This window comes from Gordonia abscondita, assembly GCF_032711245.1.
In the GTDB taxonomy this organism is placed as follows: Bacteria; Actinomycetota; Actinomycetes; order Mycobacteriales; family Mycobacteriaceae; genus Gordonia.
Map to the genome: position 1 here is coordinate 1,167,400 of NZ_CP128986.1, position 24,783 is coordinate 1,192,182.

23 protein-coding genes and 1 pseudogene are annotated in these 24,783 nt (G+C 65.9%); 11 read left to right on the plus strand and 13 right to left on the minus strand.

All coding sequences use genetic code 11. The annotated features are described in order from the left end of the window. Positions 1-20: 20 nt before the first annotated feature. Complete coding sequence (locus MP11Mi_RS05500; protein WP_420041289.1) at positions 21-1,229, minus strand: acetyl-CoA C-acetyltransferase; 1,209 nt, start codon at positions 1,227-1,229, stop codon at positions 21-23. Between the two features lie 105 nt (positions 1,230-1,334). On the opposite strand from MP11Mi_RS05500, the gene MP11Mi_RS05505 reads away from it, so the two are divergent. From MP11Mi_RS05505 to MP11Mi_RS05515, 3 genes are all read left to right on the plus strand, one after another. After that, positions 1,335-2,432, plus strand: coding sequence for a TetR/AcrR family transcriptional regulator (locus MP11Mi_RS05505; RefSeq protein WP_420041290.1), 1,098 nt, complete (start codon positions 1,335-1,337; stop codon positions 2,430-2,432). Between the two features lie 49 nt (positions 2,433-2,481). Continuing rightward, positions 2,482-3,384, plus strand: coding sequence for an adenylate/guanylate cyclase domain-containing protein (locus tag MP11Mi_RS05510; protein ID WP_420041291.1), 903 nt, complete (start codon positions 2,482-2,484; stop codon positions 3,382-3,384). A gap of 264 nt (positions 3,385-3,648) precedes the next feature. Next, positions 3,649-4,407, plus strand: a complete 759-nt coding sequence (locus tag MP11Mi_RS05515; RefSeq protein WP_420041292.1) for a YoaK family protein — start codon at positions 3,649-3,651, stop codon at positions 4,405-4,407. A gap of 40 nt (positions 4,408-4,447) precedes the next feature. On the opposite strand, the gene MP11Mi_RS05520 is transcribed toward MP11Mi_RS05515, so the two are convergent. Next, positions 4,448-5,749, minus strand: a complete 1,302-nt coding sequence (locus tag MP11Mi_RS05520; RefSeq protein WP_420041293.1) for an ROK family transcriptional regulator — start codon at positions 5,747-5,749, stop codon at positions 4,448-4,450. A gap of 321 nt (positions 5,750-6,070) precedes the next feature. Between MP11Mi_RS05520 and MP11Mi_RS05525 the strand changes: the two genes are divergently transcribed. After that, positions 6,071-6,742 (plus strand): histidine phosphatase family protein, encoded by a 672-nt coding sequence (locus tag MP11Mi_RS05525; RefSeq protein WP_420041294.1) that lies wholly within the window; start codon positions 6,071-6,073, stop codon positions 6,740-6,742. A gap of 54 nt (positions 6,743-6,796) precedes the next feature. Here the strand turns inward: MP11Mi_RS05525 and MP11Mi_RS05530 are convergent, their stop codons facing one another. The 5 genes from MP11Mi_RS05530 to MP11Mi_RS05550 all read right to left on the minus strand — a co-directional run bounded on the left by MP11Mi_RS05530 (position 6,797) and on the right by MP11Mi_RS05550 (position 11,148). Then, positions 6,797-7,537, minus strand: coding sequence for an SDR family NAD(P)-dependent oxidoreductase (locus MP11Mi_RS05530; protein ID WP_420041295.1), 741 nt, complete (start codon positions 7,535-7,537; stop codon positions 6,797-6,799). Continuing rightward, positions 7,534-8,550, minus strand: a complete 1,017-nt coding sequence (locus MP11Mi_RS05535; protein ID WP_420041296.1) for a phosphotransferase family protein — start codon at positions 8,548-8,550, stop codon at positions 7,534-7,536. Before MP11Mi_RS05535 ends, MP11Mi_RS05530 begins: the two co-directional genes overlap by 4 nt. 28 nt (positions 8,551-8,578) lie before the next feature. Next, positions 8,579-9,784 (minus strand): acyl-CoA dehydrogenase family protein, encoded by a 1,206-nt coding sequence (locus MP11Mi_RS05540; RefSeq protein WP_420041297.1) that lies wholly within the window; start codon positions 9,782-9,784, stop codon positions 8,579-8,581. A gap of 93 nt (positions 9,785-9,877) precedes the next feature. Next, positions 9,878-10,498, minus strand: a complete 621-nt coding sequence (locus MP11Mi_RS05545; RefSeq protein ID WP_420041298.1) for a TetR/AcrR family transcriptional regulator — start codon at positions 10,496-10,498, stop codon at positions 9,878-9,880. Continuing rightward, the gene (locus tag MP11Mi_RS05550) at positions 10,495-11,148 is read right to left on the minus strand and encodes a TetR/AcrR family transcriptional regulator (RefSeq protein WP_420041299.1); all 654 of its coding nucleotides are present in this window, start codon (positions 11,146-11,148) and stop codon (positions 10,495-10,497) included. The genes MP11Mi_RS05545 and MP11Mi_RS05550 overlap by 4 nt, the downstream gene beginning before the upstream one ends. 84 nt (positions 11,149-11,232) lie before the next feature. Here MP11Mi_RS05550 and MP11Mi_RS05555 point away from each other — a divergent pair, with 84 nt between their 5' ends. Then, positions 11,233-12,102 carry an oxygenase MpaB family protein gene (locus tag MP11Mi_RS05555; protein ID WP_420041300.1) on the plus strand — a complete coding sequence of 290 codons (870 nt, stop codon included), beginning with the start codon at positions 11,233-11,235 and terminating at the stop codon, positions 12,100-12,102. Between the two features lie 31 nt (positions 12,103-12,133). On the opposite strand, the gene MP11Mi_RS05560 is transcribed toward MP11Mi_RS05555, so the two are convergent. Both MP11Mi_RS05560 and MP11Mi_RS05565 read right to left on the minus strand, forming a co-directional pair. Beyond that, complete coding sequence (locus MP11Mi_RS05560) at positions 12,134-13,558, minus strand: LLM class flavin-dependent oxidoreductase (protein ID WP_420041301.1); 1,425 nt, start codon at positions 13,556-13,558, stop codon at positions 12,134-12,136. A gap of 63 nt (positions 13,559-13,621) precedes the next feature. Continuing rightward, on the minus strand, positions 13,622-14,221 hold the full coding sequence (locus MP11Mi_RS05565) for a helix-turn-helix domain-containing protein (protein WP_420041302.1): 600 nt from the start codon (positions 14,219-14,221) through the stop codon (positions 13,622-13,624). An 18-nt stretch (positions 14,222-14,239) separates the two neighbouring features. On the opposite strand from MP11Mi_RS05565, the gene MP11Mi_RS05570 reads away from it, so the two are divergent. Continuing rightward, positions 14,240-14,953 carry an AzlC family ABC transporter permease gene (locus MP11Mi_RS05570; RefSeq protein ID WP_420041303.1) on the plus strand — a complete coding sequence of 238 codons (714 nt, stop codon included), beginning with the start codon at positions 14,240-14,242 and terminating at the stop codon, positions 14,951-14,953. After that, positions 14,950-15,270: an AzlD domain-containing protein gene (locus tag MP11Mi_RS05575; RefSeq protein WP_420041304.1), complete on the plus strand. Its 321-nt coding sequence runs from the start codon at positions 14,950-14,952 to the stop codon at positions 15,268-15,270. The genes MP11Mi_RS05570 and MP11Mi_RS05575 overlap by 4 nt, the downstream gene beginning before the upstream one ends. A 6-nt stretch (positions 15,271-15,276) precedes the next feature. Here MP11Mi_RS05575 and MP11Mi_RS05580 read toward each other — a convergent pair whose 3' ends face one another. The 3 genes and pseudogenes from MP11Mi_RS05580 to ku all read right to left on the minus strand — a co-directional run. Continuing rightward, positions 15,277-16,557, minus strand: a complete 1,281-nt coding sequence (locus MP11Mi_RS05580) for an alpha-hydroxy-acid oxidizing protein (protein ID WP_420041305.1) — start codon at positions 16,555-16,557, stop codon at positions 15,277-15,279. 72 nt (positions 16,558-16,629) lie between these two features. Further along, complete coding sequence (locus tag MP11Mi_RS05585) at positions 16,630-17,103, minus strand: DUF4334 domain-containing protein (protein WP_420041306.1); 474 nt, start codon at positions 17,101-17,103, stop codon at positions 16,630-16,632. 70 nt (positions 17,104-17,173) lie between these two features. After that, a pseudogene (ku, locus tag MP11Mi_RS05590) lies at positions 17,174-17,947 on the minus strand (non-homologous end joining protein Ku); the annotation flags it as partial. Positions 17,948-18,043: 96 nt separating this feature from the next. Here ku and ligD point away from each other — a divergent pair. After that, on the plus strand, positions 18,044-19,975 hold the full coding sequence (gene ligD / locus MP11Mi_RS05595; RefSeq protein ID WP_420041308.1) for a non-homologous end-joining DNA ligase: 1,932 nt from the start codon (positions 18,044-18,046) through the stop codon (positions 19,973-19,975). Positions 19,976-20,020: 45 nt separating this feature from the next. Next, a complete protein-coding gene (locus tag MP11Mi_RS05600) occupies positions 20,021-20,650 on the plus strand; it encodes a CHAP domain-containing protein (protein ID WP_420041309.1) in 630 nt (209 codons plus the stop codon). Between the two features lie 48 nt (positions 20,651-20,698). On the opposite strand, the gene MP11Mi_RS05605 is transcribed toward MP11Mi_RS05600, so the two are convergent. After that, entirely contained in the window at positions 20,699-22,534 is a 1,836-nt protein-coding gene (locus tag MP11Mi_RS05605; protein WP_420041310.1) for an NAD(P)-binding domain-containing protein, read from the minus strand. A gap of 195 nt (positions 22,535-22,729) precedes the next feature. On the opposite strand from MP11Mi_RS05605, the gene MP11Mi_RS05610 reads away from it, so the two are divergent. Together MP11Mi_RS05610 and MP11Mi_RS05615 are read left to right on the plus strand one after the other, a co-directional pair. Continuing rightward, positions 22,730-23,920, plus strand: a complete 1,191-nt coding sequence (locus MP11Mi_RS05610; protein ID WP_420041311.1) for a helix-turn-helix domain-containing protein — start codon at positions 22,730-22,732, stop codon at positions 23,918-23,920. Between the two features lie 105 nt (positions 23,921-24,025). Beyond that, the gene (locus tag MP11Mi_RS05615) at positions 24,026-24,772 is read left to right on the plus strand and encodes a metallophosphoesterase (RefSeq protein ID WP_420041312.1); all 747 of its coding nucleotides are present in this window, start codon (positions 24,026-24,028) and stop codon (positions 24,770-24,772) included. Positions 24,773-24,783 lie beyond the last annotated feature (11 nt).

The window sequence follows — 24,783 nt, forward strand, 5'->3', positions numbered from 1 at the left end:
TCCTTCTCGTTCCGGGGCGATCAGAGACGCTCGATGATGGTCGCGACGCCCATGCCGCCGCCGATACACAGGGTGACCAGGCCGTAGCGGCCGCCGACGCGCTCGAGCTCGTCGAGGGTGCTGCCCATGATCATCGCGCCGGTGGCGCCGAGGGGGTGACCCAGCGCGATCGCGCCGCCGTTGATGTTGACCTTCTCGTGGGGAACGTTGAGGTCCTTCATCCACTTCATGACGACCGACGCGAACGCCTCGTTGAGCTCGAAGACGTCGATGTCGTCGACGGTCAGACCGGCGCGCTTGAGGGCGAGCTCGGTGGCCGGAGTCGGGCCGGTGAGCATGATCGACGGCTCCGAGCCGACCTCGCCGTACGAGACGACGCGGGCGCGGGGGGTCAGTCCGTTGCGCTTGCCTGCGGCTTCGCTGCCGACCAGGACCAGGCCCGAGCCGTCGACGATGCCGGAGCTGTTGCCGCCGGTGTGGACGTGGTTGACCTTCTCCACGTTCGGGTACTTCTGCATGATGACGTCGTCGAAGCCCGCCATGTCGGCGAGTGCCTGGAAGGCAGGCTTCAGCTTGCCGAGGCTCTCGACGGTGGTGCTGGGCCGACGGTGCTCGTCGTTGTCGAGCAGGACGACGCCGTTGATGTCGCGGACCGGGATGATCGACTTGGCGAAGCGATCCTCGTCCCATGCCTGTGCGGCGCGGCGCTGCGACTCCGCAGCGTAGGAGTCGACGTCCTCACGCGAGAAGCCTTCGATCGTCGCGATCGTGTCGGCGCCGATGCCCTGCGGGTTGATGTAGTTGTCGTACGCGGTGGTCGGGTCGGTGAAGAGCGCTCCGCCGTCGCTGCCCATCGGGACGCGCGACATCGACTCGACGCCGCCCGCGAGGACCAGGTCGTCGTACTCCGACTTGACCTTGGCCGCAGCCAGGTTGACAGCTTCCAGGCCCGACGAGCAGAACCGGTTGATCTGCGTGCCGGGGACGGTTTCGCCCAGGCCGGACACGATGGCCGCGGTACGCGCGATGACCGCACCCTGCTCGCCGACGGGCGAGACGACGCCCAGGATCAGGTCGTTGACTTCCTTCGGATCGAGGTCGCCGTGGCGAGCGAGGAGTCCGTCGATCAGCCCCGAGACGAGGTCGATCGGCTTGACGCTGTGCAGCGAGCCTCCACGCTGCTTGCCACGGGGCGTACGCACAGCCTCGTAGATGAATGCTTCGGACACAGGTGTTCCTTTCACACGAACCGATATTGGTTACGAACACAGGCTAACGCTTCATAACTTATTTGGCTATACCGGGTGGTCATCCGGTCTCGACAGTTCACCTCAATGCGCTATGGTCAGTTCACAATGACGGCTTCGAAGCAGTCCGGGACGCCACGCCCGGCCAACCGGAAACGGCAGCTGATCGATCACAGCGCTCAGCTGTTCCTTCGGCATGGCTACCCCCAAGTGTCCATGGCCGACATCGCTCGCGCAGCCGGTGTCACCGCCCCGTCGCTGTATCGTCATTTCGCCGACAAGGCGTTCATCGCGTCGATGTGCGGATCGATGGCGCGACGCCAGAACGCCTCGACGCTATGGCGGTGGACGGGCACGTATCTGACTCCGGAAGAGAACCGCGAGGTGGTGCAGGGCACTCGCGCGGTACTGAGGCAGTGGGCCGACGTCCTGTTCGCCGACCGGGATCTGGCCGACTGGGAGCAGCGTCAGCTGGTGTGGACACTGTTGAGCGTCGTCGGCAGTCTGTCCGTGCACCGTGCGCGACTCCCGTCCGCGCAGGCGGTGCGCGAGCTGGCGGTGGCCGCGGAGCGCCTCGTCGCACTCACACCGTCGTCGGCGACTAGATTGCGCATTCCGCCGAACGTCGAACTCCCCGGCGACGACCGCCGAACGGAGATACTCGACGCCGCGGCACAGTTGTTCGCCGACCGGGGCTACGGCCCGGTCACCGTCGACGAGATCGGTGCGGCGGTCGGTATCACCGGCCCCAGTGTGTACAAGCATTTTCCGTCGAAGGCCACCATTCTGATCGAGATCGGCAGACGAAGCGGCGCCCGCCTCGAGGTCGGTGTGGTGACCGCGTACGCGACCGGCACGGACGACGCCGATCGGCTGTCACTGCTCGTCGACTCGTACGTCGCGACCATTACATCGATCCCCGATCTGTCGGTGTCGTTCAACAATGCGTCGGCTCTCGCGGGCGACCCGGGTGCCCGCGAACTCGTCGACATCCAGCGCCGTTACGTGTTGCGATGGACCACGCTGATGACGTCGCTGTACGACATCGGCGAGGCCCAAGCCGCGATCGCCGTCCACGCCGCGCTGTCGATCGTGAACGACGCCGTCCGTGTGCGCCGCGGCGTGGAACGCCCTGACTTCGGGGCCCAAATGGCGTATCTGATGCGCGGGGTGCTGGGGCTGTGAGGGGCGTCCACCGGTCGACCCCGAATGATCGGCTCGATAACGTAGTCGCATGAACGCGCCGAATTCAGACGCCCGCTACTCCCGTGACGAGCTCGTCGAAGCACTCGACATCGATCCCGAGTACGGCGAGAAGATCTGGACGGCGTTCGGCTTCGCGTGGCAGCACTCGGACGCGAAGCTATTCTCCGAAGCCGACGTGGCCGCCTTCCGGTTGTTTGTACGCGGCGCCGCGCAGGTCGATGAAACGGCACAGATAGCGACGGCCCGCACCATTGGTCAGTCGTTGGCTCGTCTGGCTGACTGGCAGGCCGACCAGCTCACCGAGTTCGACGAAGACCCCGACGTGACCTGGTCGATCGACGATATGGCGAAGGCACTCAACAGGATCCAGCAGTTGGTGTGGCGGCTGCACTTGTCGATCGCTCTCGAAGGCAGCCGGTCGTCGCACACCGACCACGCGGACTGGGACACAGTGATCGGCTTCGTCGACGTCGTCGGCTACACGAGCTTGTCTCGGCAGATCGACCATCACGAGCTGAACGATCTCATCACCGCGTTCGAAGACCAGATCTCCGCGGTGGTCACCCGGTACGACGGCCAGGTGATCAAGACGCTCGGCGACGGCATCCTGTTCGCGAACCCCGATCCCGCGTTGTCCGCGTTGACTGCGCTGGACATCGCGGACCTTAGCGAGCAGCCCCCGATCCCCCGTCTGCGGATTGGTCTCGCGCACGGTGAGGTCCTCGCGCGACTCGGCGACGTCTTCGGTGAACCAGTCAACATTGCGGCTCGCCTCTGTGGGTCGGCCCGTCCGGGCAAGATTCTCATCGACGATAATCTCGCGGACGCGATCGAGGGCGACAGCCGCATCCGTCTGCGGTCCATCCCGCCGTTGAACGTTCGCGGCTACCGCCGACTGCGCGCGCACGCGCTATCACGCCCGAAGCCGTAAGACAGCCCGGAACCCGCAACCGCATCTCCGCCGTCACAGCCTCAAATGCGTCTTAACCCCCTGGGGCGGAGGCTGGCAAGTCGCATTGACGGTGCGGATACCTAGCTGAGGGCGCGGAGACCTAGTCCTTATACCAGGCCCGGACGACCGCAGGATACGTGCGAATAACAGCGAAGTTAAACCAGCAAAATCACTGAGCGGCAACATATGTGAACCCTCGCACCAATCATGGCAGCGGTATCGCCGTGGCTGCAGAATCGGGCCATGCCGTTGCTCAGGGGGAACTACAGCACTCGTCGTACCGCGTCCGGCCCGATCGTGTCCAGGGCCAGCGCGATCGGCTCCGACGCTCGACTGTCCTGGCTGTTGGCGGGTGTCGCGGGGATGGTCGGCGCGGTCGCCTTCCTACACAGCGCAGGCTATTTCGTCACCTTCATGACGGGCAACACTGAGCGCGCCATCGTCTCGTGGTTCGACGTGTCCAACACTGCGCAGGTCACGGGCGCGGGCGCTTTGGCCGCGATCGCATTGATCATCTCGTTCGTCGTGGGCGTCTGGACCGCGTCGTACTGTCGACGCCGCTTTTGGGCGAACCATCCGCACGGGCCGACCGTACTGACCACCGCGGGACTGCTGATCGCAGCCGCTGTCGATTTCGCCTTCCACGGGTTCCAAGACTCCGACGTCCGGTTCGTCCCCATCCTCATCATCACGTTCGCGATCGGGGCGCTCAACACATCGTTCGTCAAGAACGACGAAGTGTCGGTCCCGCTGTCGTATGTGACCGGAACGCTCGTCAAGTTCGGGCAGGGCGTCGAACGTCATGCCACCGGCAATGGCACCATCTTCGACTGGCTCGGCTACGCGCTCGTCTACGCGGGCTTCCTCACCGGCGCGGCGATCGGCGGCGCCCTGTCCTCGATCCTGTCCGGACCTCAGGTGATCCTCGCTGCGGGTCTGCTCTGCGGCGCGACCGCAGTCGTCACCTTCGTCCACTCCGATCACAAAGCAATCCTCGGCTAACCTATTCAGCTCGTGACGATGAACCAGGCTCGCCCACAGGTCACACCGTGTGCGAGAGCGCCTCGAGAGGGTCGGCATAGATCGCGTCGAGCGCGACGGCGCCCGCGGCCTTCTGCTGGACGGTGATCGCCGAGCGCGCCACGCGAACATCACGCTGGGTGGCGACCGACGTCGCGCGCAGAGCTTTGCTGACCGACGGCAGGGCCTCCGGGTAGTCGGTGAACGCCTGCCCGCCGAGAATCACATGGTCGGGATTGAAGATGTCCGAGATCAACGCGACGGTCCGACCGAGGACTTCCGCGCGCTCGACGAGGATGTCGTGGGCAGTGGCGTCTCCGGTGCGGGCCGCGGCGCGCAGTTCGTCGATCGACGTGACGTCCAGGCCTGCGGCGGCTGCGGCTTCAAGGACGCCGGAGTCGCTGACCGTCTCTTCCAGTCGGCCCGTGTTCTCCGGATCGAGGAGCCTGGTCGCACCAGTCGGGAAGTGACCGATCGTCGGCGGGCCGGCTGCGGGCGTATGGACGGTGCCGTCGACGCTGAACGCTATGCCCGCCGTCTCACGGGCATAGAAGTACAGGAAGTTCTGATTCTGCTCGGCCGGGTTGTTGACGACGAGTTCGGCCGCGGCCATCGCCTCAACGTGCGAGGCCACCGACACCGGTAGGCCGACGGTCTCGGCGATGATCCGTCCGACGGGCACGCCGGTCCAACCGAGCCGAGGGTGGTCGACTTCGCCGCCGTCGACGACGCGGCCGCCCATCGCGACTCCGGCCCACAACAGTCGCTTGCCGACCCAGCGGTCAGCGAATCGGCGTGCGCTGGCACCGATCGACGCGACGACTTCTTCGGGCGTGCCGTCCTGCGGCGTCGGGATCGCGATGGCCCCTACGACACGGTGCATGAGGTCGTGGGTGGTGATCGACGTCGACTTGTAGCCGATGTGGATGCCGACCGTAAGAAATCCGGCGGTGTTGATCTCGAACGGGACGCGCGGCCGGCCGACAGCTCCCGGCGGTGTCAAGTCGGCGCGTTCCCGGATCACGCCTGCCTTGAGCAGCGCGCTGACCTGTCGGTTGACGGTCGAGATCGAGAGGCCGGTCGCGGCGGCGGCGTCGTCGCGAAACACCGGCCCGGAGACTCGCGCCGTGCGCAGCACGAGAGCAGCAGCCTTGGTGGAGAGCTGTAGTCCCGCGGTGGCGATGTGCGGGGCCGGGGCCGTCGGCGTCGTACGGGTCGAGCGGCGGACTGTTGACGCGGAACGGACGGCAACAGCAGCGACACCACTGGGTGCAGGGATCTCGACGGTAGACGCGGGGAGGGGGCGGGACAGGGTGGAAGTCATTTTCGTGCGGGTCCTTGTGCTGGACGCTCGACGGGCGGCTATCCCGTTCGCAGCGTAAGAGGTGCCCGCACATGCGGCGGGCTAGGAATGGGCTGGTTCAGCGCATTCGGCAACAACACAGGACCCGTGCCAGCGGCAGACGGCAACCCAGAGCGGTGGTCATGTAGGTGACCTCCGGGATTGCATACGGCTGACGAGTCATGTCGCCGAAACTAGCAAGGACCCGCCCCGCATAGCAAGTGAAGTGCGGCGACTAACCTGGACAAGTGACCATCGACACCACCGCGTCCCGCCCATCCACCACTTCGCGGGCGGCTTGAGATGGGCGCCGTCTATCTGGTGAGACACGGCCAGGCTCCCGCGCACGCCTACGGAGTCGGTACCGCCGCCCCGGACGCTCCCGGACTCACCGACCTCGGCTTCGCGCAGGCCCGACGCAGCGGTGAGCTGCTCGCCGGCCTGGTACCCAGGTTCGACGCCGCGATCTCCGGTGACCTTCCCCGCCAGGTCGCAACCGCACAAGGAGTCCTCGGCGCGTTCGACGCGCCGCCCGACCAGATCGTCGACGCCGCGTGGAACGAGTACGCGCTCCCGCCGTCGGTGACGGCGGTCGACTCGTCGCTGTACGACGACCGCGCCCGCTATCAGCAGGCGCTCGACGTCGCGCTGGCCGGCTGGATCGACGGCGACCGGGTCGACGACGGCGAAAGTTACCCCGAGTTCGCGACGCGCACGCGTGCGGCCGCCGAGCGCGCGGCGTCGCTCGCGGGCAGCGGCAAGAACGTCCTCGTCGTCTCATCGGCGGGCACCATCACCCAACTCCTCGCGCAGTTATGGGGTGTGCCCGGCTCACAGTGGCCGACCCTGCACCGCACGTTCGTGAACGCGTCGATCACCAAGCTCATCGCAGGCCGCCGCGGCCTGTCGGTCGTCTCGTTCAACGAACACGCGCACCTCGCCGGTTCGAGCGACGGTTTGATGACCTATCGGTGAAGGTGTCGAGGCTGTTCGACGGCGTCAAGTCCGCTGCCGAGTGATCTTTCGTCGTCAGGCGCGGTGCATGTTCTCACCGGGGCGTGTCAGGATCGCCTGCGGGAGCACAGCCCATCGGGACAATCGCGTCACCGAGTACGCGATCTCGGCGACGTCGTCGCCGCTGATCATCTCGTCGGCGGGGATCGCATCCTCACCCTTGGTCCACTCGGACATGTCGGTGTCGACGTAGCCAGGACAGATCGACGTGGCGGACACCCCGTTGACCGACTCTTCGAGGTTGAAGGTCTCGCACATCGAGATGAGCGCGGCCTTGGTCGAGCCGTAAGCGATCAGATTCGGTTCGGGGTAGACACCGGTAATCGACGAGATCGCGATGACCTTGGCGCCGACGCGCTTGGTCACAGTGGCCTTCATGCTCGCGAGCAGCGCTTGAGTGAGCAGGAACGGCGCACGCACATTGACTTGGTAAAGCCGGTCGAAACGGCGTGCCGGGAAGTCCGCGAACGCGCCCATAGAACCCATGCCCGCATTAAGGACGAGGGCGTCGGTGCGGCCGTACTCGTCGAGGTGGCGGGCGGCGAGCGATGTGACGGCCTCCTCGTCGGACATGTCGGCGGGGACCGTGAGGACCCGACCGCCGTGAGCACGCAATGCGCGCGCACGCTCTTCAAGTGCGTCGGCGCCGCGCGCACTGATCGTCAGATTCCAGCCCTCGCGCGCGAACCGGTCGGCGACGGCGGCCCCGATGCCGCGGGACGCCCCTGTCACGAGAGCCACTCTGCGTTCGGTCACGATACTGCCTCCAGTCCTCGAGCGATGAATGTCGCGGTGGCCTCGCCCGCGAGTTCGGCCCCGCCGCCACCAGACGACCCGCCTGCGCGGGCGCGATGGCTGATACCTGCGGCGATGACGCCTAGTTTGAGGTTGGCCAGACCCAGGTAGAAGGCCCAGTCGCCGAGATCAGTCCCGGACGCCTGTGCATAACGTTGGGCCAGTTCGTCCGCGCTCGGGTAACGGTCACTGGTCCACGCCGCCTCGAAGCCCAGGACGGTCGAGAAGACCGGCTCGCGGTACACGCACATCAAGGCGATGTCGGTGATCGGGTCACCAAGCGCCGACAGCTCCCAGTCGACGACGGCGGCAACGGAGCCGGGGTCGTCGGGCGAGAGGATCGCGTTGTCGATCCGGAGGTCACCGTGCACGATCGACCGGCCCGCCGCCTTCGGCACCCGGTCGGTCAGGATGCCGACAAGTTTGTCGAGGTCGGGCAGTTCGCGATCCTTCACGATCCCCCACTGCCGCGACCACAGCTTCACCTGGCGGGCGGCAAAACCGTCGGGGCGACCGAAATCGCCGAGCCCGACTGCCTCGTAGTCGACGGCGTGCAGGTCGGCGAGTGTCTGGACGAGAGCGTGGGCACCCGCCGTCACCTGGTCGTCGGTAAGGGCCGCTAGGTCGTCCACGGACCGGACGACTGGGCCGTCGACGTAGTCGACGACGGTGCACGGCGCACCAATCACGTCACCGGATCGGTCAATGGCGACGGTGCCAGCGACCGGCACCGCGGTGTCGGCCAGTGCCGAGGTGACCGCCCATTCGCGTTCCATGTCGTGCGCGGACGGGGTGAGCCCGCCCATCGGCGGGCGACGCGCCACCCAGTGGTGGACATCGTCGCCGACGTCGAACGTCAAGTTGGAGCGGCCACCGCTGATCAGGTCGATCCGAAGTTCACCGACCACGTCGATACCGTGGTCGGACAGCAGTTTTCGAAGCCTGTCGGCGGTGAGGCCGGGATGCTCGGTCACGCGGGGGTTCCCTTCGTCGCGCGGAGAGTCAGTTGGCGGTGCGGGCTTTGCGGGCCCGGCCGACGGCTCGTTTGGCGATGGCCCAACGGTGCACTTCGGATGGCCCGTCGTAGATGCGGAACGGGCGCAGCTCGTTGGCCAGCCGAGCCAGCGGGAGGTCTTCGGAGACGCCGAGGCCACCGCACATCTGCATGCTGCGGTCCACCACTCGGGAGAACGCCTCGGCGGCGAACGTCTTCGCGATCGACGTCGCATCGGACGCATGCCCGCCCTCGTCGAGCTCCCAGCAGGCGCGCACCAGGAGCGCGCGGGCCGCGGCGAGATCGATCTCGTTGTCGGCGACCTGCTGCTGGATCATGCCGAGATCGCCGAGACGACCGCCGAAGCCCTGCCGCTGGTCGACGTAGTCGAGCGCCACCCGGTGGGCACGGACGGCGGACCCCATCCAGCGCATCACATGAGTCATGCGCGCCGGACCGAGCCGGACCTGTGCGTAGCGGTACCCCTCATCGACGGCGCCGAGGACGTCCTCATCGGGTACGACAACATCGGTGAACGTCACTTCGCAATGTCCACCGATCATCGACTTGTCGGTGGTGTGGATGTGGCGGTCCACACTGATGCCGTCACGGTCACCGGGGGCGAGAAACATCGTGGCCCCGCCGCGGTCACCGGGGGCGCCGGCGGTGCGCGCCATGATGATGTAGAAGCCGGCGCCGTCGGCGCCGGTGATGAATCGCTTGCGCCCGTTGATCTTCCACCCGCCGTCGACCCGGACCGCCAGGGTGCTGAGGGCATTCGGGTCGGCACCGGCACCGGGCGACGGCTCGGTCATCGCGAACGCGCTGCGCACGTCGCCCGACGCGAGGGGCGCCAGGTAGAGCTGACGCTGCCGATCATCGGCGATCTGTGCGAGCATGTGCACGTTGCCTTCGTCGGGGGCGCCGATATGCAGAGCGACGGGGCCGAACGTCGACGCGCCCGCAGCCTCGAAGACTGGGGCACGTTCGGACATGTTCAGGCCGAGGCCGCCGAATTCGATGGGGGCATGCGGGGCGAAGACACCCGCTGCCTTCGCTTTGGCGTTGAGTTCACGACGTGCGTCGTCGCCGCCTGCCGCGGTGATGTCCCCGTGGAACTCAGTCTCCACGGGCAGGACGTGGTCGGCGATGAAGGCTTCGGTCTTGGCGACCAGCTCTACGACTTCGGACCGCTGCGACAGGTCGATCGGCATGACAAACTCTCCCAACTCCCGACCGAGCGTTCGCTCGGACCGTGGTAGAGCGTCCCATGTTCCGTACGTCACGTCAAGGCGTGCGCCGCACGGTCACCGCGAGACATACCCGACGATAGCTCGCGCGTATTCGAGGTTACGTTCAATGAGTTCATCCGGACCGAGCTCGCCGTCCACCCGATACCAGGTCGACACCCCGACACACATGGTCGCGACCGCTCGCGCCGCCCCCTTGGGATCCGCCGTCACGAAGACTCCGGCGTCGACGCCGCCGAGCACGATCTCGTCGACCATCCGCTGTTGCCGCACCCGATGACCGATATAGCGCGGCCGGTACGCGGCGTCCAGGCTGCGCATCTCGGTGGATCCGACGAATGCCTGCTCGCGCCGATACATGTGGAAGCGCAGCAGCGACTCGACCACCGCGTCGAATTGCTCCAGCCGACCGTCGCCGGCTTCCGCTATCGCCTGCTCGGATCGTCGCAGGAGGTCGGCCATCGTCAACTCGAGCAGCCCCTGTAGGAGCGACTGCTTGGACGGATAGTGGTGGTAAAGGCCGGGAACGGAAAGCCCTGCGCGTGCAGCGATCTCACGCACCGACGTGCCGTGGTACCCGTGTTCGACGAACGCTTCGAGTGCCGCACGCAGCGGCGATGGAAGGCCTGCGGCCCCGTAGTCGCGCCACGACCCCGGAGCATCGAAGTCCGCGGTCACCGGTCACCCACCGCATGCGATCGAGACTCGGGCCAGAGCATGTGAGCGCACAGGGCGACGAGCCGATCCTTGTCTAGCGACAACCTACCTTCGGTCCACGACGCGAGCACGCGCCCGAATCCGCCAACCTGAAAATGCGACGCCGCCGTCAATTCTTCCTCACTGCGCACTCGGGACACTTGCTGCGCCGACCGGGACGTCAGTGCCGCGAAGGTCTCGACGGCCTCAGCTCGCCGCTCGGTCAGAACCGGACTTCCGAGCGCATCGGAGAAGATCAGCCGTCCTTTGCGCCGATCCTCGTCGATGACGTCGACGATGGCGCGGACCGCGGAGGTCACCTTCGCACGCGGGTCGGCCCCCTCGTCGAACGCAAGCCTGGCACTCTCGGCGATCTCGGTGATCACGCCGTCGTACGTCGCCCCGACGAGGATGTCGACGTTCTCAAAGCTCTCGTAGAAGTAGCGAGGCGTCAGCCCTGCGTGCGTGCAGATTCCGCGGACGGTTACCGGGCCCTCTTCCGGCTCGCTGAGTAGGTCGAGCGTCGCATCCAAAAGGGCAGCGCGGCGCCGGGCGACTCGTGCGTCGCCGGCTTCTCCTCCGTATGACCGCAGTTCGCCTGCGCCCTGACTCGCGTCACTCACGCTGTCCATAGTGACACCATCAGGCTTGACACCGAGCATCCCCGCGCGTTGAATTGATAACAGGAAACGTTCGTTATCAGTTTGAGGAGCCTCATGACCGCCACACCCATCGAGGAATTCGCGACCGAGACAGTGCCCGCACGCACTCGCGTCGAACTCGACGAGCAGCAGAACACCGATATGGCCCTCCTCGGCCCGGCGCTCCTGTCCGGGCCCGCGAACGTCATCATGCAATTGAGCCATCCCGCGGTCGGCTACGGCGTCTACGAGAGCACAGTCGACTCCGGCAACCTATACAAGCACCCGGTGAAACGGACCCGCACCACCCTGACCTACCTCGCCGTCGCCGCGACCGGTGACGGCGAACTCCGCCGCAAGTACCGCCAGGCCGTCAACCGGTCGCACGTCCAAGTGCGATCCGTCGAGTCGAGCCCAGTCAAGTACAACGCGTTCGATCCGAAACTCCAACTGTGGGTCGCCGCCTGCCTGTACCGCGGCTGGGAAGACTGTGTCCGAATCTTCGGCGACGAAACCGACCTCACCGAAGACGCCTACCGCCAGGGCGCCGTCATGGGCACCACCCTGCAGATGCCGCCGGAGATGTGGCCCGCCACCCGCGCCGACTTCGAGATCTACTGGAATTCCGTGCTCGACGAGATGGTCATCGACGATGTGATCGGCAGCTATCTGAAGTCGATCGTCCGTCTCGAGTTCGCGTCGCCACTGCTCCGCATCCTGATGGGGCGGTTCTCCGAGATCTTGACGATCGGCTTCCTGCCGGCAGAGTTCCGCGACAAGATCGGCTTCACCCAGACCGCCACCGACAAATTGATCTTCGACATCCACAACAAGATCCTGCGCGGCGTCGTCCACGCGATGCCCAGATCGTGGCGGCAGTTCCCGTTCAACCTCCTCCTGGCCGACGTCAAGTGGCGGATGAAGACCAATAGGTCGCTGATCTGAGCCGTCTCGGCTCCGCTCCGGCGGCTGGTGATCAGCGAAGGGGAAGCGCGGCGAGGTCGCGGATGGAGTCGTTGATCGTCGACGCACTCCCACCCACTCGAAATGACGAACCTCGATGATTGTCGGGAAGCCGGTCTCCACGCCCGAATAGCTTGTGGCGCAACGATCCCGGGACGTACTCGTCGGGGTACGCCCCGCGGTTGCGCAACGCGGGAACCACATGATCGACGACGTCTTCGAACGTTCCCGGTGTGACCGCGTAGGCCAGGTTGAAGCCGTCGACGTCGGTGTCCTCGACCCAGTCGATCAACGTCTCGGCGATCTCGTCGCCCGACCCGATGAACACCGGTCCCATACCGCCGATACCGCCCCACGCCGCGACGTCGCGCACCCGCCACGGACGGCCATCCTCGTCAGCCTGCGAGAACGCGCTGACCGCGGACTGGATGGCGTTCGAGTCGACGGCGCCGATCGGATCGTCCAAGTCGTATCGCGAGAGATCTATGCCCATCCACCCCGACATGAACACAAGCGACCCTTCGTCGGACGCGTAGCGCTGGTACTGCGCGGCCTTCTCCCGCGCGGCATCTGGTGTGCTGTCAGTGATCACCGTGGCGAGGGTGTAGATCTTCGCGTCGTACGGCCCGCGTCCGGCGGCGACAAGCGCATCCCTCGTGCGTGAGACCACCTCGCGCAGGATGGTCTTCGTCGGCGCAGCGACGAAGATCGCTTCCGCGTTCTCGGCCGCGAAGCGGGATCCTCGCGTCGACGCGCCCGCCTGGTAGATGACCGGGGAGCGTTGGATCGAGGGCTCGGCGAGGTGGATTCCGGGGACGGTGAAATGTTCGCCCCGGTGCCCGATGTGGTGCACCTTCGCCGGATCGGCGAACACTCCCCCGTCACGGTCGCGGCGTACTGCATCGTCCTCCCACGACCCTTCCCAGAGCTTGTAGAGGACAGTCAGGTACTCGTCGGCATGGTCGTAACGGGTGTCGTGGTCGAGCAGTCGATCGTCGCCCATGTTGCGGGCCGCCGCAGGTAGATAGCCGGTGACGACGTTCCAGCCGATCCGACCACCGGCGAGATGATCGAGAGTCGAGAGCCTACGGGCGAACGGGTAAGGATGCTCGAATCCGGTACCGGTGGTGATCCCGAATCCCAGGTCGGACGTGGCGTGCGCCATCGCCGAGACCAGCATCATCGGGTCGTTCACCGGAATCTGCGCACCATGCCGGATCGCCGCCTCGTCTGTTCCGGCATACACGTCGTACGTCCCGAGCACATCGGCGATGAACAGACCGTCGAAACGCCCCCGTTCGAGGAGTCGAGCGAGGTCGACCCAGTAGTCGAGCGTGTTGTAGTCCCACGACCGGTCGTCGGGGTGCCGCCACAGGCCGGGCGACTGGTGTGCGACGCAGTTCATGTCGAACGCGTTGAATCGGATCTGGCGAGTCATACGCCCGATGGTCGGCTCACTCGGGCGGCCGGACCACCGTTGCGCGCGCGGTGAGCCGAACGTTCAGGACTCGCTGAGCAAAACCGCTATCGTGCCGTCCGCCAATGCATCGAAGGTGTGCTCGACGTCGCCCGGATAATTCAGGTAGTCACCGGGTTCGAGACGGACCGGCGACTCGGTCGGACCGACATCGGCCCGCCCCGAGCACAGCACCACATGTTCGACTACGCCGCGCGCATGCGGCTGCGACAGCCGCGGCCTTCCTCGATCGGCTCTGATCAAGTAAGCGTCTCGGCGAGTACCCGGTCGGGCCGCGGATAACAGCGTCGCCGTGTACGAATCCGCTTCGCTCGCGCCGATGGTGGGGCCGTCGCCGAGACGGATCACTTCGACAAGCGGCCGCGGCGCGTCGACGAGGGCCGAGAACTGAATACCGAGCGCAACACTCAGTGACCACAGCGTCTCAATACTCGGGTTTCCATCGCCGGATTCGAGCTGTGACAGCGTCGACTTGCCGATACCCGCGCGTCGGGCGAGTTCGGCGAGCGAGATCCCAGCCCGGGACCGTTCCCGTTTGAGCGACGCGGCGACCAACTCCTGAGGACTCACCACCCGGCCGTTCACTGAAGAGAACGATTGTTCATCTTGACGAACATCTTCCATAGGTCCATCATAATGGACATGCGTTCGCTATGGAGAACCTTCGGTCGAGTCGCAGCAGCGGTCCCCCGCGAGATCGTCGCCATCGGCACCTCGATGTGGGTGATCGGAACCTCCTATGGCGCCGCCGCTCACGATATCGGTCTGGCTTGGTGGCAGATCGTCTTGATGGCCTGCGTCGTCCTCGCCGGATCGTCGGAGTTCGTCATGATCTCCGTCGTCGCAGGAGGCGGCCTCCCGATCATCGGTGCGCTTACCGGACTTCTGATGAACGTACGCAACGTCTCGTATGGATTGTCGGCCGGACGATTCATGAAGCGCGATCGCACACTCTTCGCCGCCGCGCACCTGGTGAACGACGAGACGGCCGTCTACTCGGCGCCACACCGCGACCCCGCGACGGCGCGGTCCGCCTTCCTGATCTGCGGTGTCGCCGTCGTCGCGTGCTGGCCGCTCGGTGCACTCACCGGGGCGCTCGCCGGACAGGTGATCGGGTCACCGGAAACACTCGGACTCGACGCGGCATTCCCCGCCCTCCTAGTGGCTCTCGCACTACCTGCCCTGCGCGACCGCGACACCCGCTGGGCTGCGATCTTCGGCGCGTCGATCGCTCTGGCCACCGCCGGGTTTGTCGCCGCCGGAATCCCCGTCATCCTGTCGCTTCTCGGCATCCCAATCGGCCTTCTCGCGACGAGCCGCAGTAGTGCGCCCGTACGGGAGAAGGTGGCATCGTGACCGGCTGGCAGTTCGCGGGGGCCGTCACAGTATTGGCCTGCGGCACCTATGCGCTCCGCGTGGCCGGCCTGATGCTGCGAACCAGGACTACCGTGTCACCTGCCGTCGAAGCTTTGATGGAGCGGTCGACGATGGTTCTGCTGATCGCTGTCGGACTCACCACGACCCTGTTCGAGGGCAGCGCGCTCGCCGGACCCGCCCGGCCGATCGGCGTTGCCATCGGAGTACTCGCCGCCTGGTTCAAGGCACCACTCGTCGCCGTCGTCGTCCTGGCTGCGGCGGCGACGGCCGTGCTGCGCCTGGCAGGCGTGCCGTAGGGCCGACTACACCTTTTTGAGCACCGATCGATCGAGGGTCCGCACGTCGGTCTGCCCCGACAATCCCAACGTGAGGTCGAGTTCGGCGACGATGTTCGCGACCGCGTCCCGGGCGCCTGCCGCGCCGGCCAGCGCCAACCCGTACATGTGCGGGCGGCCGACACAGACGGCGTCCGCGCCGAGCGCGAGCGCTTTGAACACGTCCGACCCGGTATAGAAGCCGGAGTCGACGAGGACTTTCATCTGTCCCCCGACCGCGTCCGCGACGTCGACCAGCGCGTCGGTCGACGAGATCGATCCGTCCACCTGTCGCCCACCGTGATTCGACACGATGACCCCGTCGACGCCGACGTCGACCGCCTGCCGAGCATCGTCTGGATGCAAGACGCCTTTGAGGACGATCGGCAATGACGTCATATCGCGCAACGTGACGATGTCTGCCCAGCTCAGCGTCGGCCGCGAGTAGATGTCGAGGAAAGTCTCGACTGCCGCCCGTGGCTCCGGAGCGGTGAGATTCCGACGGAGGTCGCCCGGCACGTTCTTCGCGATGGAGAACAGAGTCTTAATCGCGCCGATACTCACGTCCGGCTTCTCACTGACCGCGCCCTTGAGCCGTTCGGCGACGATCTCCCAGAACGTCGGATCAGATGTGTACTGGTCGATCCCCTCGGCCCGCGCGAACGGCAGCGACCCCAGGTTGAGGTCCTGCGGTCGCCAACCGAGCAGCGTCGTGTCGAGGGTGATGGCGATCGCCGCGGCTCCAGCCTTCTCAGCGCGGCCCACCAGGCTCTCGACGAGCCGGTCATCGGTGGACCAGTAGAGCTGGAACCAGCGTGGCGCACCGCGGCTGACTGAATCCATCTCGGCGGCAACCTCTTCCATCGGGGCACAGCCCTGGTTGGAAAAGATGTATGGCAGGCCGAGTTCGGCTGCCGCACGTCCGATATGGATGTCGGCGCGATCGTGAGCCAACGCGCCCGCGCCGACCGGCGAGAACAGGATGGGCGCGGGAAGGTTCTGCCCGAACAACTCGATCTCCAGGTTGCGGTCGCTGGTGTCGCGCAGCATGCGCGGGACGATCGCCCACCGGTCCAGAGCGGCACGGTTGGCGGCCATCGTCCGCCCCTCCCCCGCACCGCCCGCGATGTACGCCCACCCGCGTGCGCTCATCTTTGCCTTCGCCCGCTCCTCAAGCGTCGCGAAATCGGTCGGCACGGACGGAGTACGCCCATGAATCCCCGCCCGATAGATCTCGTTCTGCCGTGCCCGCCCGTAGTTCTCAGCCATGCGGTTCATTGTGTCTTACGCCACGGCGCCAGCACTGAGCGCACAGCGGTCAACCCGGCAGCAGGGCCTCGATCAGCGGGTGAGAAAGAAGTAGAAGTGCTTGTCACGGACGAGCGAGGTGCTGCCGTTCATGATGCCCATCAGGGTGTCGTCGTCCACGCGTTTGAAGTGGTCGATCACGGGCTGGCCGTCGTACACCATCGACGCGGTGAGTTCGCCACGGAACTCGACCATCCACAGGCTGGCCGCACCTTTACCGATCTCAAGGTTCGAGTACAGTTCCCCGTCCGCACCGCGGCAGACCATCGGTGCGACGTCGTAGCGGCTGCGCAACCACTTCCCGTACCACCCGACCGCCTCGAGTTGGCCGTCCAGTGCATGCCCGGACGGCAGTTCGCCGCCGCGCCAGTCACCGATCACGTCGTCGATGGCAACGGGGGTCAGCGCAGCCCAGATCGCGTCGAGGTCAGCTGGCGCACTGATCTCTTGAGAGTCCACGCGTTGCCGAAACTCTACGACGGCCTGCTGTTCCGTAAGTTCACTCATGGTCGATGAGTTTACGAGGACACGTCGTCGACCACAATCAGATCGTCGGTGTTACCAGTTACCCCGCGGCTCGGTTCTTCACCGATGCCTGCAACGCTGCGAGAAGATCAGCGACCTCGTCGTCGCCGTCGTCGGCCTTCGCCGCTTCGGGCTCGGCGAACGCGTTGTCGCCACCGGCTTTCGCCTCGATCAGTTTCGACAACTCCGCCTGGTAGGTGTCCTCGAACTGCGACGGGTCGAAATCGGAGGCCATGGTCTCGATGAGCGATGCTGCCATGTCGAGTTCCTTGTCCCGGATCTCGACATCCGAGGACAGGAAGTCGAAGTCGGGCACTCTGACCTCGTCGGGCCACAACAGCGTCTGAAGCGTCATGACATCGTCGATTACTCGGAGCGCGGCCAGCCTCGTCCGATTTCGGAGAGTGAAGTTCGCGATCGCCAACCGCTCCGTGCGTTCAAGCGCTTTAGCAAGCAACACATACGCTTTCGGGGATTTCGACGACGGCTCCAAGTAGTAGGGCTTGTCAAAGTAGATGGGATCCACCTGGTCGATCGGCACAAACTCGAGGATCGCTATCTCCGGGCTCCGCGTGACCGGAAGCTCCGCGAGATCGGCCTTCGTCAGAATCACCGACTCGCCAGAATCGGTCTCGTACGCGTTGGCGATGCTCGCGTACTCAACCTCCGCGTCCGTGCCCTCGCGCACCCGCCGATAGCGAATCCTGGTGCCGTCTTTCGCGTCGACCTGATGCGAACTCCGGTCGTGACTCTCCGTCGCCGAGTACACCTTGACCGGCACATTCACCAGGCCAAAGCTCAAGTCACCCTTCCAGATGGAGCGCATGCTGCGATTGTGCCACGCCTGCGCGCTCGTCGAGTGGAGCCGACGAGGCAACTGTGTTCGATGCGGCGGTGAACCGGACACGGCAGAATCGGGTCCATGCCCGGATCCAAGCTGGAAGTCGACGGACGGTTCATCACGGTGACGAACCTCGACAAGGTGATGTATCCAGGCGACGGCACGCGCAAGTTCGACGTTCTGCAGTATGTGCTCGCGGTGGCGGACGTGATGCTGCCACACATCGCGTCCCGTCCCGTCACCCGCAAGCGGTGGCCTCATGGGACCGGATCCGGCCCGTTCTTCGAGAAGGCTGTTCCGCCCGGTACGCCGGACTGGTTGGCACGCTTCACGATCGCGCACGCCGAAGGAAAAACCGTGTATCCGGTCGCGCGGTCGGCAGCAGACCTGGTGTGGCTCGCGCAGATGGCCGCTCTCGAGTTGCACGTGCCGCAATGGCGTATCGATCTGTCGGGGGTCGGGTCGGCGGGTGACGAGTCCCGACGCACCGACCGCCTGGTCATCGACCTCGATCCCGGGCCGGACGTCGGACTGCACCGGTGCGCTGAGGTCGCCCTCGCGATACGCGACATCCTCGCCGACGCCGGACTCACCTCATACCCGGTGACCAGCGGAGGTAAGGGCATCCACGTGTACGCACGGTTTCCGTCACCGGTGAAGTCGGAGTCGGCGCGCACCGTCGCCAAGCGGATCGCGGACTCCCTCGCCGCCGCGCACCCGAACGACGTGACGGCGTCGATGGCGAAAGCCGCGCGCACCTCGAAAGTGTTCCTGGACTGGAGCCAGAACACCGCGGCCAAGACGACCCTCGCCCCATACTCGTTGCGTGGCAGCGAACGGCCGTGGGTCGCCGCACCCCGGACCTGGGACGAACTCGCCGACCCAGCTCTCGCACAGCTCGACTTTCGCGACGTCCTCGACCGCATCGGCGAGTCCGGCGACCTTCTCGCCGACCTCGACCCGGCGATCGAAGTCGGACCTGTCGGCGCCGCTCCAGACAAACCCGTCGACCTCGGCGAATACCGCAAGGCGCGGTCGTCTCGACTCGCCACGGAGCCTGGCCCGACACGGATCACCGGCACCACGTCCGGCGTCAAACCGATGCTTGCAGCCGACGAGGCGATCGACGGGCTGACCGACGACGGGTGGGCGTTCGAGGGGAAGTGGGACGGATATCGAATCCTCCTCCGACACGACGACGGCGACATCCGCCTGTGGTCACGGTCCGGCGTCGACATGACAGCCGACTTCCCGGAGCTGCGCGAGTTGGGCACCGTGCTCCGCGGGTTCGACGTGGTCCTCGACGGAGAGGTGGTCGCGTACGACGCCGCGGGACGCACCGATTTCGGACTCCTCGCCTCCCGGCATCACCGCGACGACGAGTACACACTCGCCTACCTCGTGTTCGACGTCGTCGAGTTGAACGGCACTGACCTCACCTCGACGCCGTGGGAAAAGCGGCGACAGCTACTGGACGAGCTCACCCCGGTCATCGAGGCGGCAGCCATCGCTGAGGTCCCGGTCTTGCTGCCGGGGCCGGGCGCGGCGGCCGCCGAACACGCCCGGACGAAAGGATGGGAGGGGATCGTCGCGAAACGACGCGCGGCGACCTATCAACCTGGCCGCCGCAGCCCGGACTGGCGAAAACACAAGAACTGGAACGACATCGAAGTAGTAATCGGTGGCTACCGCCCCGGTCGCGGCGGACGGTCGGGGACCATCGGATCGCTTCTGGTCGGACTGCCGGCCGAGACCGGTCTGCGCTACATCGGACGGGTCGGGACCGGCTTCACCGACGCCGACCTCGACGCGCTGATGGAAGAGTTGAAGCCATTGACGATCGGCCGTAGCCCGTTCGTCGGCACGATCGATAAGCCGGTCGCGTCGAGCGCGACCTGGGTGCTGCCCACCCTGGTCGCCGACGTCCGCTTCATGGACTGGACCTCCACCGGACATCTGCGCCACCCGAGTTGGCGGGGTATCCGCCGGGACAAACTGCCCGGGGATCTGTAGTCACACGAATGACCTGCTCCGGGGCCATCACTACTCTTGGCCGTCATGCCAGTCGACACTGACGAACCCGACGTCCACTCCGGCCCTCGTCGACACCGTGTCCTCATCACGCTCGCCGTAGTCGTCGTTCTTTTCGGCTGCGGCGCACTCGTCGTACTCCACTCCGGAGCAGCGACGACAGTCGCCGCCTGGTTCGACGGCCACCGCGGCCGCGACTACCCCGACATCGACACCACGACCCTCGATCCAGTCCAGCAGCGGATTGTCGAAGTGACACGGACCGAGTTCGACGCGCAACCGGACGGCACCAAGTATTCCGAAGGCGTCGACGAGGCGTGGTGCGCCGACTTCGTGAGCTGGGTGATGAACCAATCCGGTCGGACTCTCGTCAATCCGAACTCGGGCAGTTGGCGGATCCCCGGCGTGGCCACGCTCACCGAATACTTCCAGTCCGAGAAGCATTTCCACGCGGCCGACTCCGGCTACCGTCCCGAGCTCGGCGACGTCATGCTCTATTCGTCGGAGAGTAGATTCGGTCAGCACACCAACATCGTGCTCCGGGTAGACGGCGACGTCGTCACGACAGTCGGCGGCAACGAGTTGGGCGGCAACGTTCGGATCAGCGAGTTCACGATCGGCGACGACGATGGGCTCGTCGGCTTCGGAAGCCTGTGACGTGATCGAGCGGAGTCGAGGTCTCGACTCCGCTCGATCAGCTCAAACTCAGCTCAGGTGGTGCACTTCCTGTAGTCCGTAGACCGGAGTGTCCAAACCTTCAAAGCGCGCCTTCAACTGCAGTGCGAGGTACAGCGAGTAGTGACGCGACTGGTGCAGGTTGCCGCCGTGGAACCACAGGTTCGGCTGCTGGGTGGGCTTCCACATGTTGCGCTGTTCGCCCTCCCACGGACCCGGATCCTTGGTGGTGTCCGAGCCCAGACCCCACACTTTGCCGACGCGGTCGGCGACGTCCTGGCCCATCAGGTCCGCGGCCCAACCGTTCATCGATCCGTACCCGGTCGCGTAGACGATGACGTCGGCGGGCAACTCCGCCCCATCTTCGAGCACCACGCTGTTCTCGGTGATCTCCTTGACGCCACCCTTCGCGAGCTTGATGGTCCCGTCGGCGACGAGGTCACACGCGCCGACATCGATGTAGTAGCCGGAGCCGCGCCGCAGATACTTCATGAACAGACCGGACTCGTCGTCACCGAAGTCGAGGTCGAAACCTGCCTTCTCGAGGCGGTCGTAGTAGTCCTTGTCCTGCTCTCGAATCTGGTCGTACAACGGGATCTGGAACTGGTGCATGATCTTGTACGGCAGCGAAGCGAACGTCATGTCCGCCTTCTTCGTCGTCATCCCGCCCCGCACAGCCTCCTCGCTGTAGAGCGCGCCGAGACCGATCTTCATCAACGAAGCCGACTTCACCACATGCGTCGACGAACGCTGCACCATCGTCGTGTCGATACCGTTCTCCACCAAGGCTTTACAGATGTCATGCGAAGAGTTGTTGGCACCGATGACGACGACCTTCTTGCCGACGAAGCCGTCTGGGCCGGGATGGCGGCTCGAATGGTGCTGGTCTCCGGCGAACGTGTCCGCGCCCGGGAACGACGGGACGTTTGGCTTGCCCGACATCCCGGTCGCGAGAACCAGTTGCGTCGGATGCAGGGTCATCTCCTCGCCGTCGCGAACGAGGTCGACGGTCCACTGCCCCTTCGCTGCGTCGTACGACGCAGACGTGCACTCGGTCCGGCTCCAGTACGGAACCTCCATGACTTTCGTGTAGAACTCCAGCCAGTCGGCCACCTTGTCCTTCGGCGCGAACACCGGCCAGTTAGCGGGGAACGGCAGGTACGGGAGGTGGTCGTACCAGACCGGGTCGTGCAGACAGAGGGTCTTGTAGCGGCTGCGCCACTGGTCGCCGGGACGGTCGTACTTGTCGACGACGAGCGACGTGACCCCCAATTGGCGCAGGCGGGCACCGAGCGCGATGCCGCCTTGACCGCCGCCGATCACGAGAACGTACGGCTGCACGGTACGCCCGAGCGCCGCAGCTTCGTCCTCCTGCCGTTCGGCCCACGACTTCGCGGTCGGGTCGCTGCCATGTGAGGCGCCCATCGGACGGGACACCCCAGTCGACTCCTCGAAGCCCTTCAACTCCTGCAACGTAGTGAGCAAGGTCCACGCGCGGTCTTCGCCGTCGTCGTCGACGCGCAGACGCAACTGGCCGTCGCCTCGACCCGTCGCGGTCTCGAACGCGATGAACGCCTCCGCGACGCCGTCAGAATCGGTCGGCTCCTCACTCGCAACGAATCCGCGTGGCCGAGTCTGTGTAAGACGCTCGGCAAGCATTGCGGCGATCTGGTCACGGCCTTCGACGGTCTTGAGATTCCACGTGAACGCCACCAGGTCGCGCCAGTAGCTGTCGTCGACGAACAGTGCGGCCACCGCGTCGGGGTCCTCAGCCGCCAGCGCGTCGTTGAATTTGCCCAGCCAGGCGTCGACCCGGTCGGCGGGTGTGCGCACCGTGTCCATCGGAGCCTCTGCAGTCTGCGTCATCGCATATCCTCTCCATCATGTGATTTATGTGCCATCGTTTTCGGTATGTGATGGACAGCACACTCCATGAGTGACGTGGGCTACAAGGGTTGCAGACAGTTGCAACGCCATTGACGGACGAAGCCGACCGAGCGCAGGCTGAACGGCACACGAGACTGCACATACGAGACTGCGACCAGATTCGACAGAGGACCCATGACCACTGCGCATCCGCTTCCCGAGCCGGCCCTCGCGACCGGCGAGGATCCGCGCGAGTTCGCCCAGGTTCTTCGCGCGATGCACGACGCGGCGATGGCCGGACAGCGGCTCCCGGCCCGCCCCCGATCGGTGATCGGGCAGTCGTGGGCGCGCGTCGCCGACGCAGGCGTCGACCCAGACATCGGCGGTCCGGTCGATCCGATCGCAGCAGCCGAACTCACCGAACGACGCGCCGCGTCCGGCCTCGGATTCCTACTGGACGACCTCGCCCGCGGCCTAGACGCGGTCCTTCGGGACAGCCCGAACATCCTGGTCGTCGCCGACGCGCAAGGCCATGTCCTGTGGCGGGCGGGAACGTCGGCCGTCCGCCGCCGCGCCGACGGCCTCGGCTTCGTCGAAGGCGCGTCGTGGGCGGAGAACGCCGTCGGCACCAACGCGATCGGCACCGCACTGACCGCCGGGCAGGCAGTCCAGGTGTTCTCCGCCGAACACTATGTCCGCAGCCATCATGCGTGGACGTGCACGGGCGCGCCGATCCGCGATCCACGGAGCGGCGGAATGCTCGGGGTGGTGGATGTGAGCGGGCCCGCGGCGTCGATCCACCCGGCAACGATCGCGCTCGTCGACTCGGTGGCACGCCTGGCGGAGGCGCGGCTGCAGAACGCGCACCGCGATCAACTCGACATGCTGCGCTCGGTCGCCGCCCCGATCCTCGCGCGAGCAGGTCGACCCGCATTGGCGGTCGACGAGTTCGGCTGGGTCGCCGCAGTCGACCGCGTCGAACCCCGCAGGCGGATCGTGTTGCCGTCCGATCTGGCACCGAGCCGCGTGCCCGTGTCCGGACTCGGCCTCTGCGATGTGGAACCGTTGCCTGGCGGCTGGCTGGTGCGCCCTGCCGACAACGCCGAACGCGAAAGCACCAGCGTCACTATCGGAAATGTCGTCACCGTCGCCTCCGGTGACGGTGTGTGGACACACAATCCGTCACCGCGGCATCGAGACCTGCTCACACTCTTGGCACGGAACCCGGCGGGACTGTCGGCAGCCGAACTCGCCGCCGAACTGTTCGGCGACCCGTCGCGGACCGTCACCGTTCGCGCCGAGATGTCCCGGCTACGCAAGACGTTCGGCGGGTTGTTGGCGACCGCGCCATACCGGTTCGCGAAGGAAGTCACGGTCAGTCTCTGACCTCGCCGATACGCGAACGTGGCGACCCACACAGCCGGATCGGCGACAGCCGCGCCCGTCCGTTAGCCTGGTGCGGTACGCGCGGTCCACGGAGGGGAGAGCGACATGCTCGTCGTCGCGCAGATCAGCGACCTGCATTTCCGCGGTGACGCTGAGCAACGTGAGCGAATCCTCGCCGCCCTCGACTACCTGCACGATCGGTGCGGAGGTTCCGCGAACATCGACGCACTCCTCGTCACCGGCGATCTGACCGACGAAGGGACCGCCGACCAGTACCGCGAAGCGGCCGCGACACTCACCACCGACATCCCGACTGTCACGCTGCTCGGCAACCACGACGATCGAACCGCCTACCGCCATGTCGCCCACCCCGACGCGGCCGACCCGTCCGCGCCGGTCGACTCGGCGTTGCTGCTCGACGGGCTACTGATCCTGGCGCTCGACTCGTCGATTCCCGGCCGCAACGACGGGTCGATCTCCGACGAGACTCTGACGTGGGCCGCGGAGCAGATCTCGGGAGCGGGCGACGTCCCCGTCCTCATCGCGTTCCACCATCCGCCGAACAAGGTCGGCATGCCGTTTATGGACTCGATCGCCCAACTCGATCCGTCGAACCTCGAAGCGTTCGTCCGCCGCCATCCACGGATCATCGGGCTCGTGTGCGGGCACATCCACTCGCCGTCCGCAGGAATGTTCGCGGGCATCCCCGTCGTGACCGCGCCCGGAGTGTCGTCGACGTTGAACCTTCCGTTTGAAGGCGACGACATCGTCAACGACTCCCAACCCGCAGGCATCGCCTTTCACTTCGTCGACGGCGACCGACTGACGACGCATTTTCGATGCGTGCGCTGAGTCGGCGCGCA

Bases quoted from the DNA above. Each gene is read 5' to 3' on its own strand.
- MP11Mi_RS05605 (WP_420041310.1), bottom strand. From the start codon at position 22,534: ATGACGCAGACTGCAGAGGCTCCGATGGACACGGTGCGCACACCCGCC.
- MP11Mi_RS05555 (WP_420041300.1), top strand. From the start codon at position 11,233: ATGACCGCCACACCCATCGAGGAATTCGCGACCGAGACAGTGCCCGCA.
- MP11Mi_RS05515 (WP_420041292.1), top strand. From the start codon at position 3,649: ATGCCGTTGCTCAGGGGGAACTACAGCACTCGTCGTACCGCGTCCGGC.
- MP11Mi_RS05610 (WP_420041311.1), top strand. From the start codon at position 22,730: ATGACCACTGCGCATCCGCTTCCCGAGCCGGCCCTCGCGACCGGCGAG.
- MP11Mi_RS05510 (WP_420041291.1), top strand. From the start codon at position 2,482: ATGAACGCGCCGAATTCAGACGCCCGCTACTCCCGTGACGAGCTCGTC.
- MP11Mi_RS05550 (WP_420041299.1), bottom strand. From the start codon at position 11,148: ATGGACAGCGTGAGTGACGCGAGTCAGGGCGCAGGCGAACTGCGGTCA.
- MP11Mi_RS05570 (WP_420041303.1), top strand. From the start codon at position 14,240: ATGCGTTCGCTATGGAGAACCTTCGGTCGAGTCGCAGCAGCGGTCCCC.
- MP11Mi_RS05540 (WP_420041297.1), bottom strand. From the start codon at position 9,784: ATGCCGATCGACCTGTCGCAGCGGTCCGAAGTCGTAGAGCTGGTCGCC.
- MP11Mi_RS05505 (WP_420041290.1), top strand. From the start codon at position 1,335: ATGCGCTATGGTCAGTTCACAATGACGGCTTCGAAGCAGTCCGGGACG.
- MP11Mi_RS05580 (WP_420041305.1), bottom strand. From the start codon at position 16,557: ATGGCTGAGAACTACGGGCGGGCACGGCAGAACGAGATCTATCGGGCG.
- MP11Mi_RS05520 (WP_420041293.1), bottom strand. From the start codon at position 5,749: ATGACTTCCACCCTGTCCCGCCCCCTCCCCGCGTCTACCGTCGAGATC.
- ligD (WP_420041308.1), top strand. From the start codon at position 18,044: ATGCCCGGATCCAAGCTGGAAGTCGACGGACGGTTCATCACGGTGACG.
- MP11Mi_RS05565 (WP_420041302.1), bottom strand. From the start codon at position 14,221: ATGGAAGATGTTCGTCAAGATGAACAATCGTTCTCTTCAGTGAACGGC.
- MP11Mi_RS05560 (WP_420041301.1), bottom strand. From the start codon at position 13,558: ATGACTCGCCAGATCCGATTCAACGCGTTCGACATGAACTGCGTCGCA.
- MP11Mi_RS05615 (WP_420041312.1), top strand. From the start codon at position 24,026: ATGCTCGTCGTCGCGCAGATCAGCGACCTGCATTTCCGCGGTGACGCT.
- MP11Mi_RS05525 (WP_420041294.1), top strand. From the start codon at position 6,071: ATGGGCGCCGTCTATCTGGTGAGACACGGCCAGGCTCCCGCGCACGCC.
- MP11Mi_RS05600 (WP_420041309.1), top strand. From the start codon at position 20,021: ATGCCAGTCGACACTGACGAACCCGACGTCCACTCCGGCCCTCGTCGA.
- MP11Mi_RS05585 (WP_420041306.1), bottom strand. From the start codon at position 17,103: ATGAGTGAACTTACGGAACAGCAGGCCGTCGTAGAGTTTCGGCAACGC.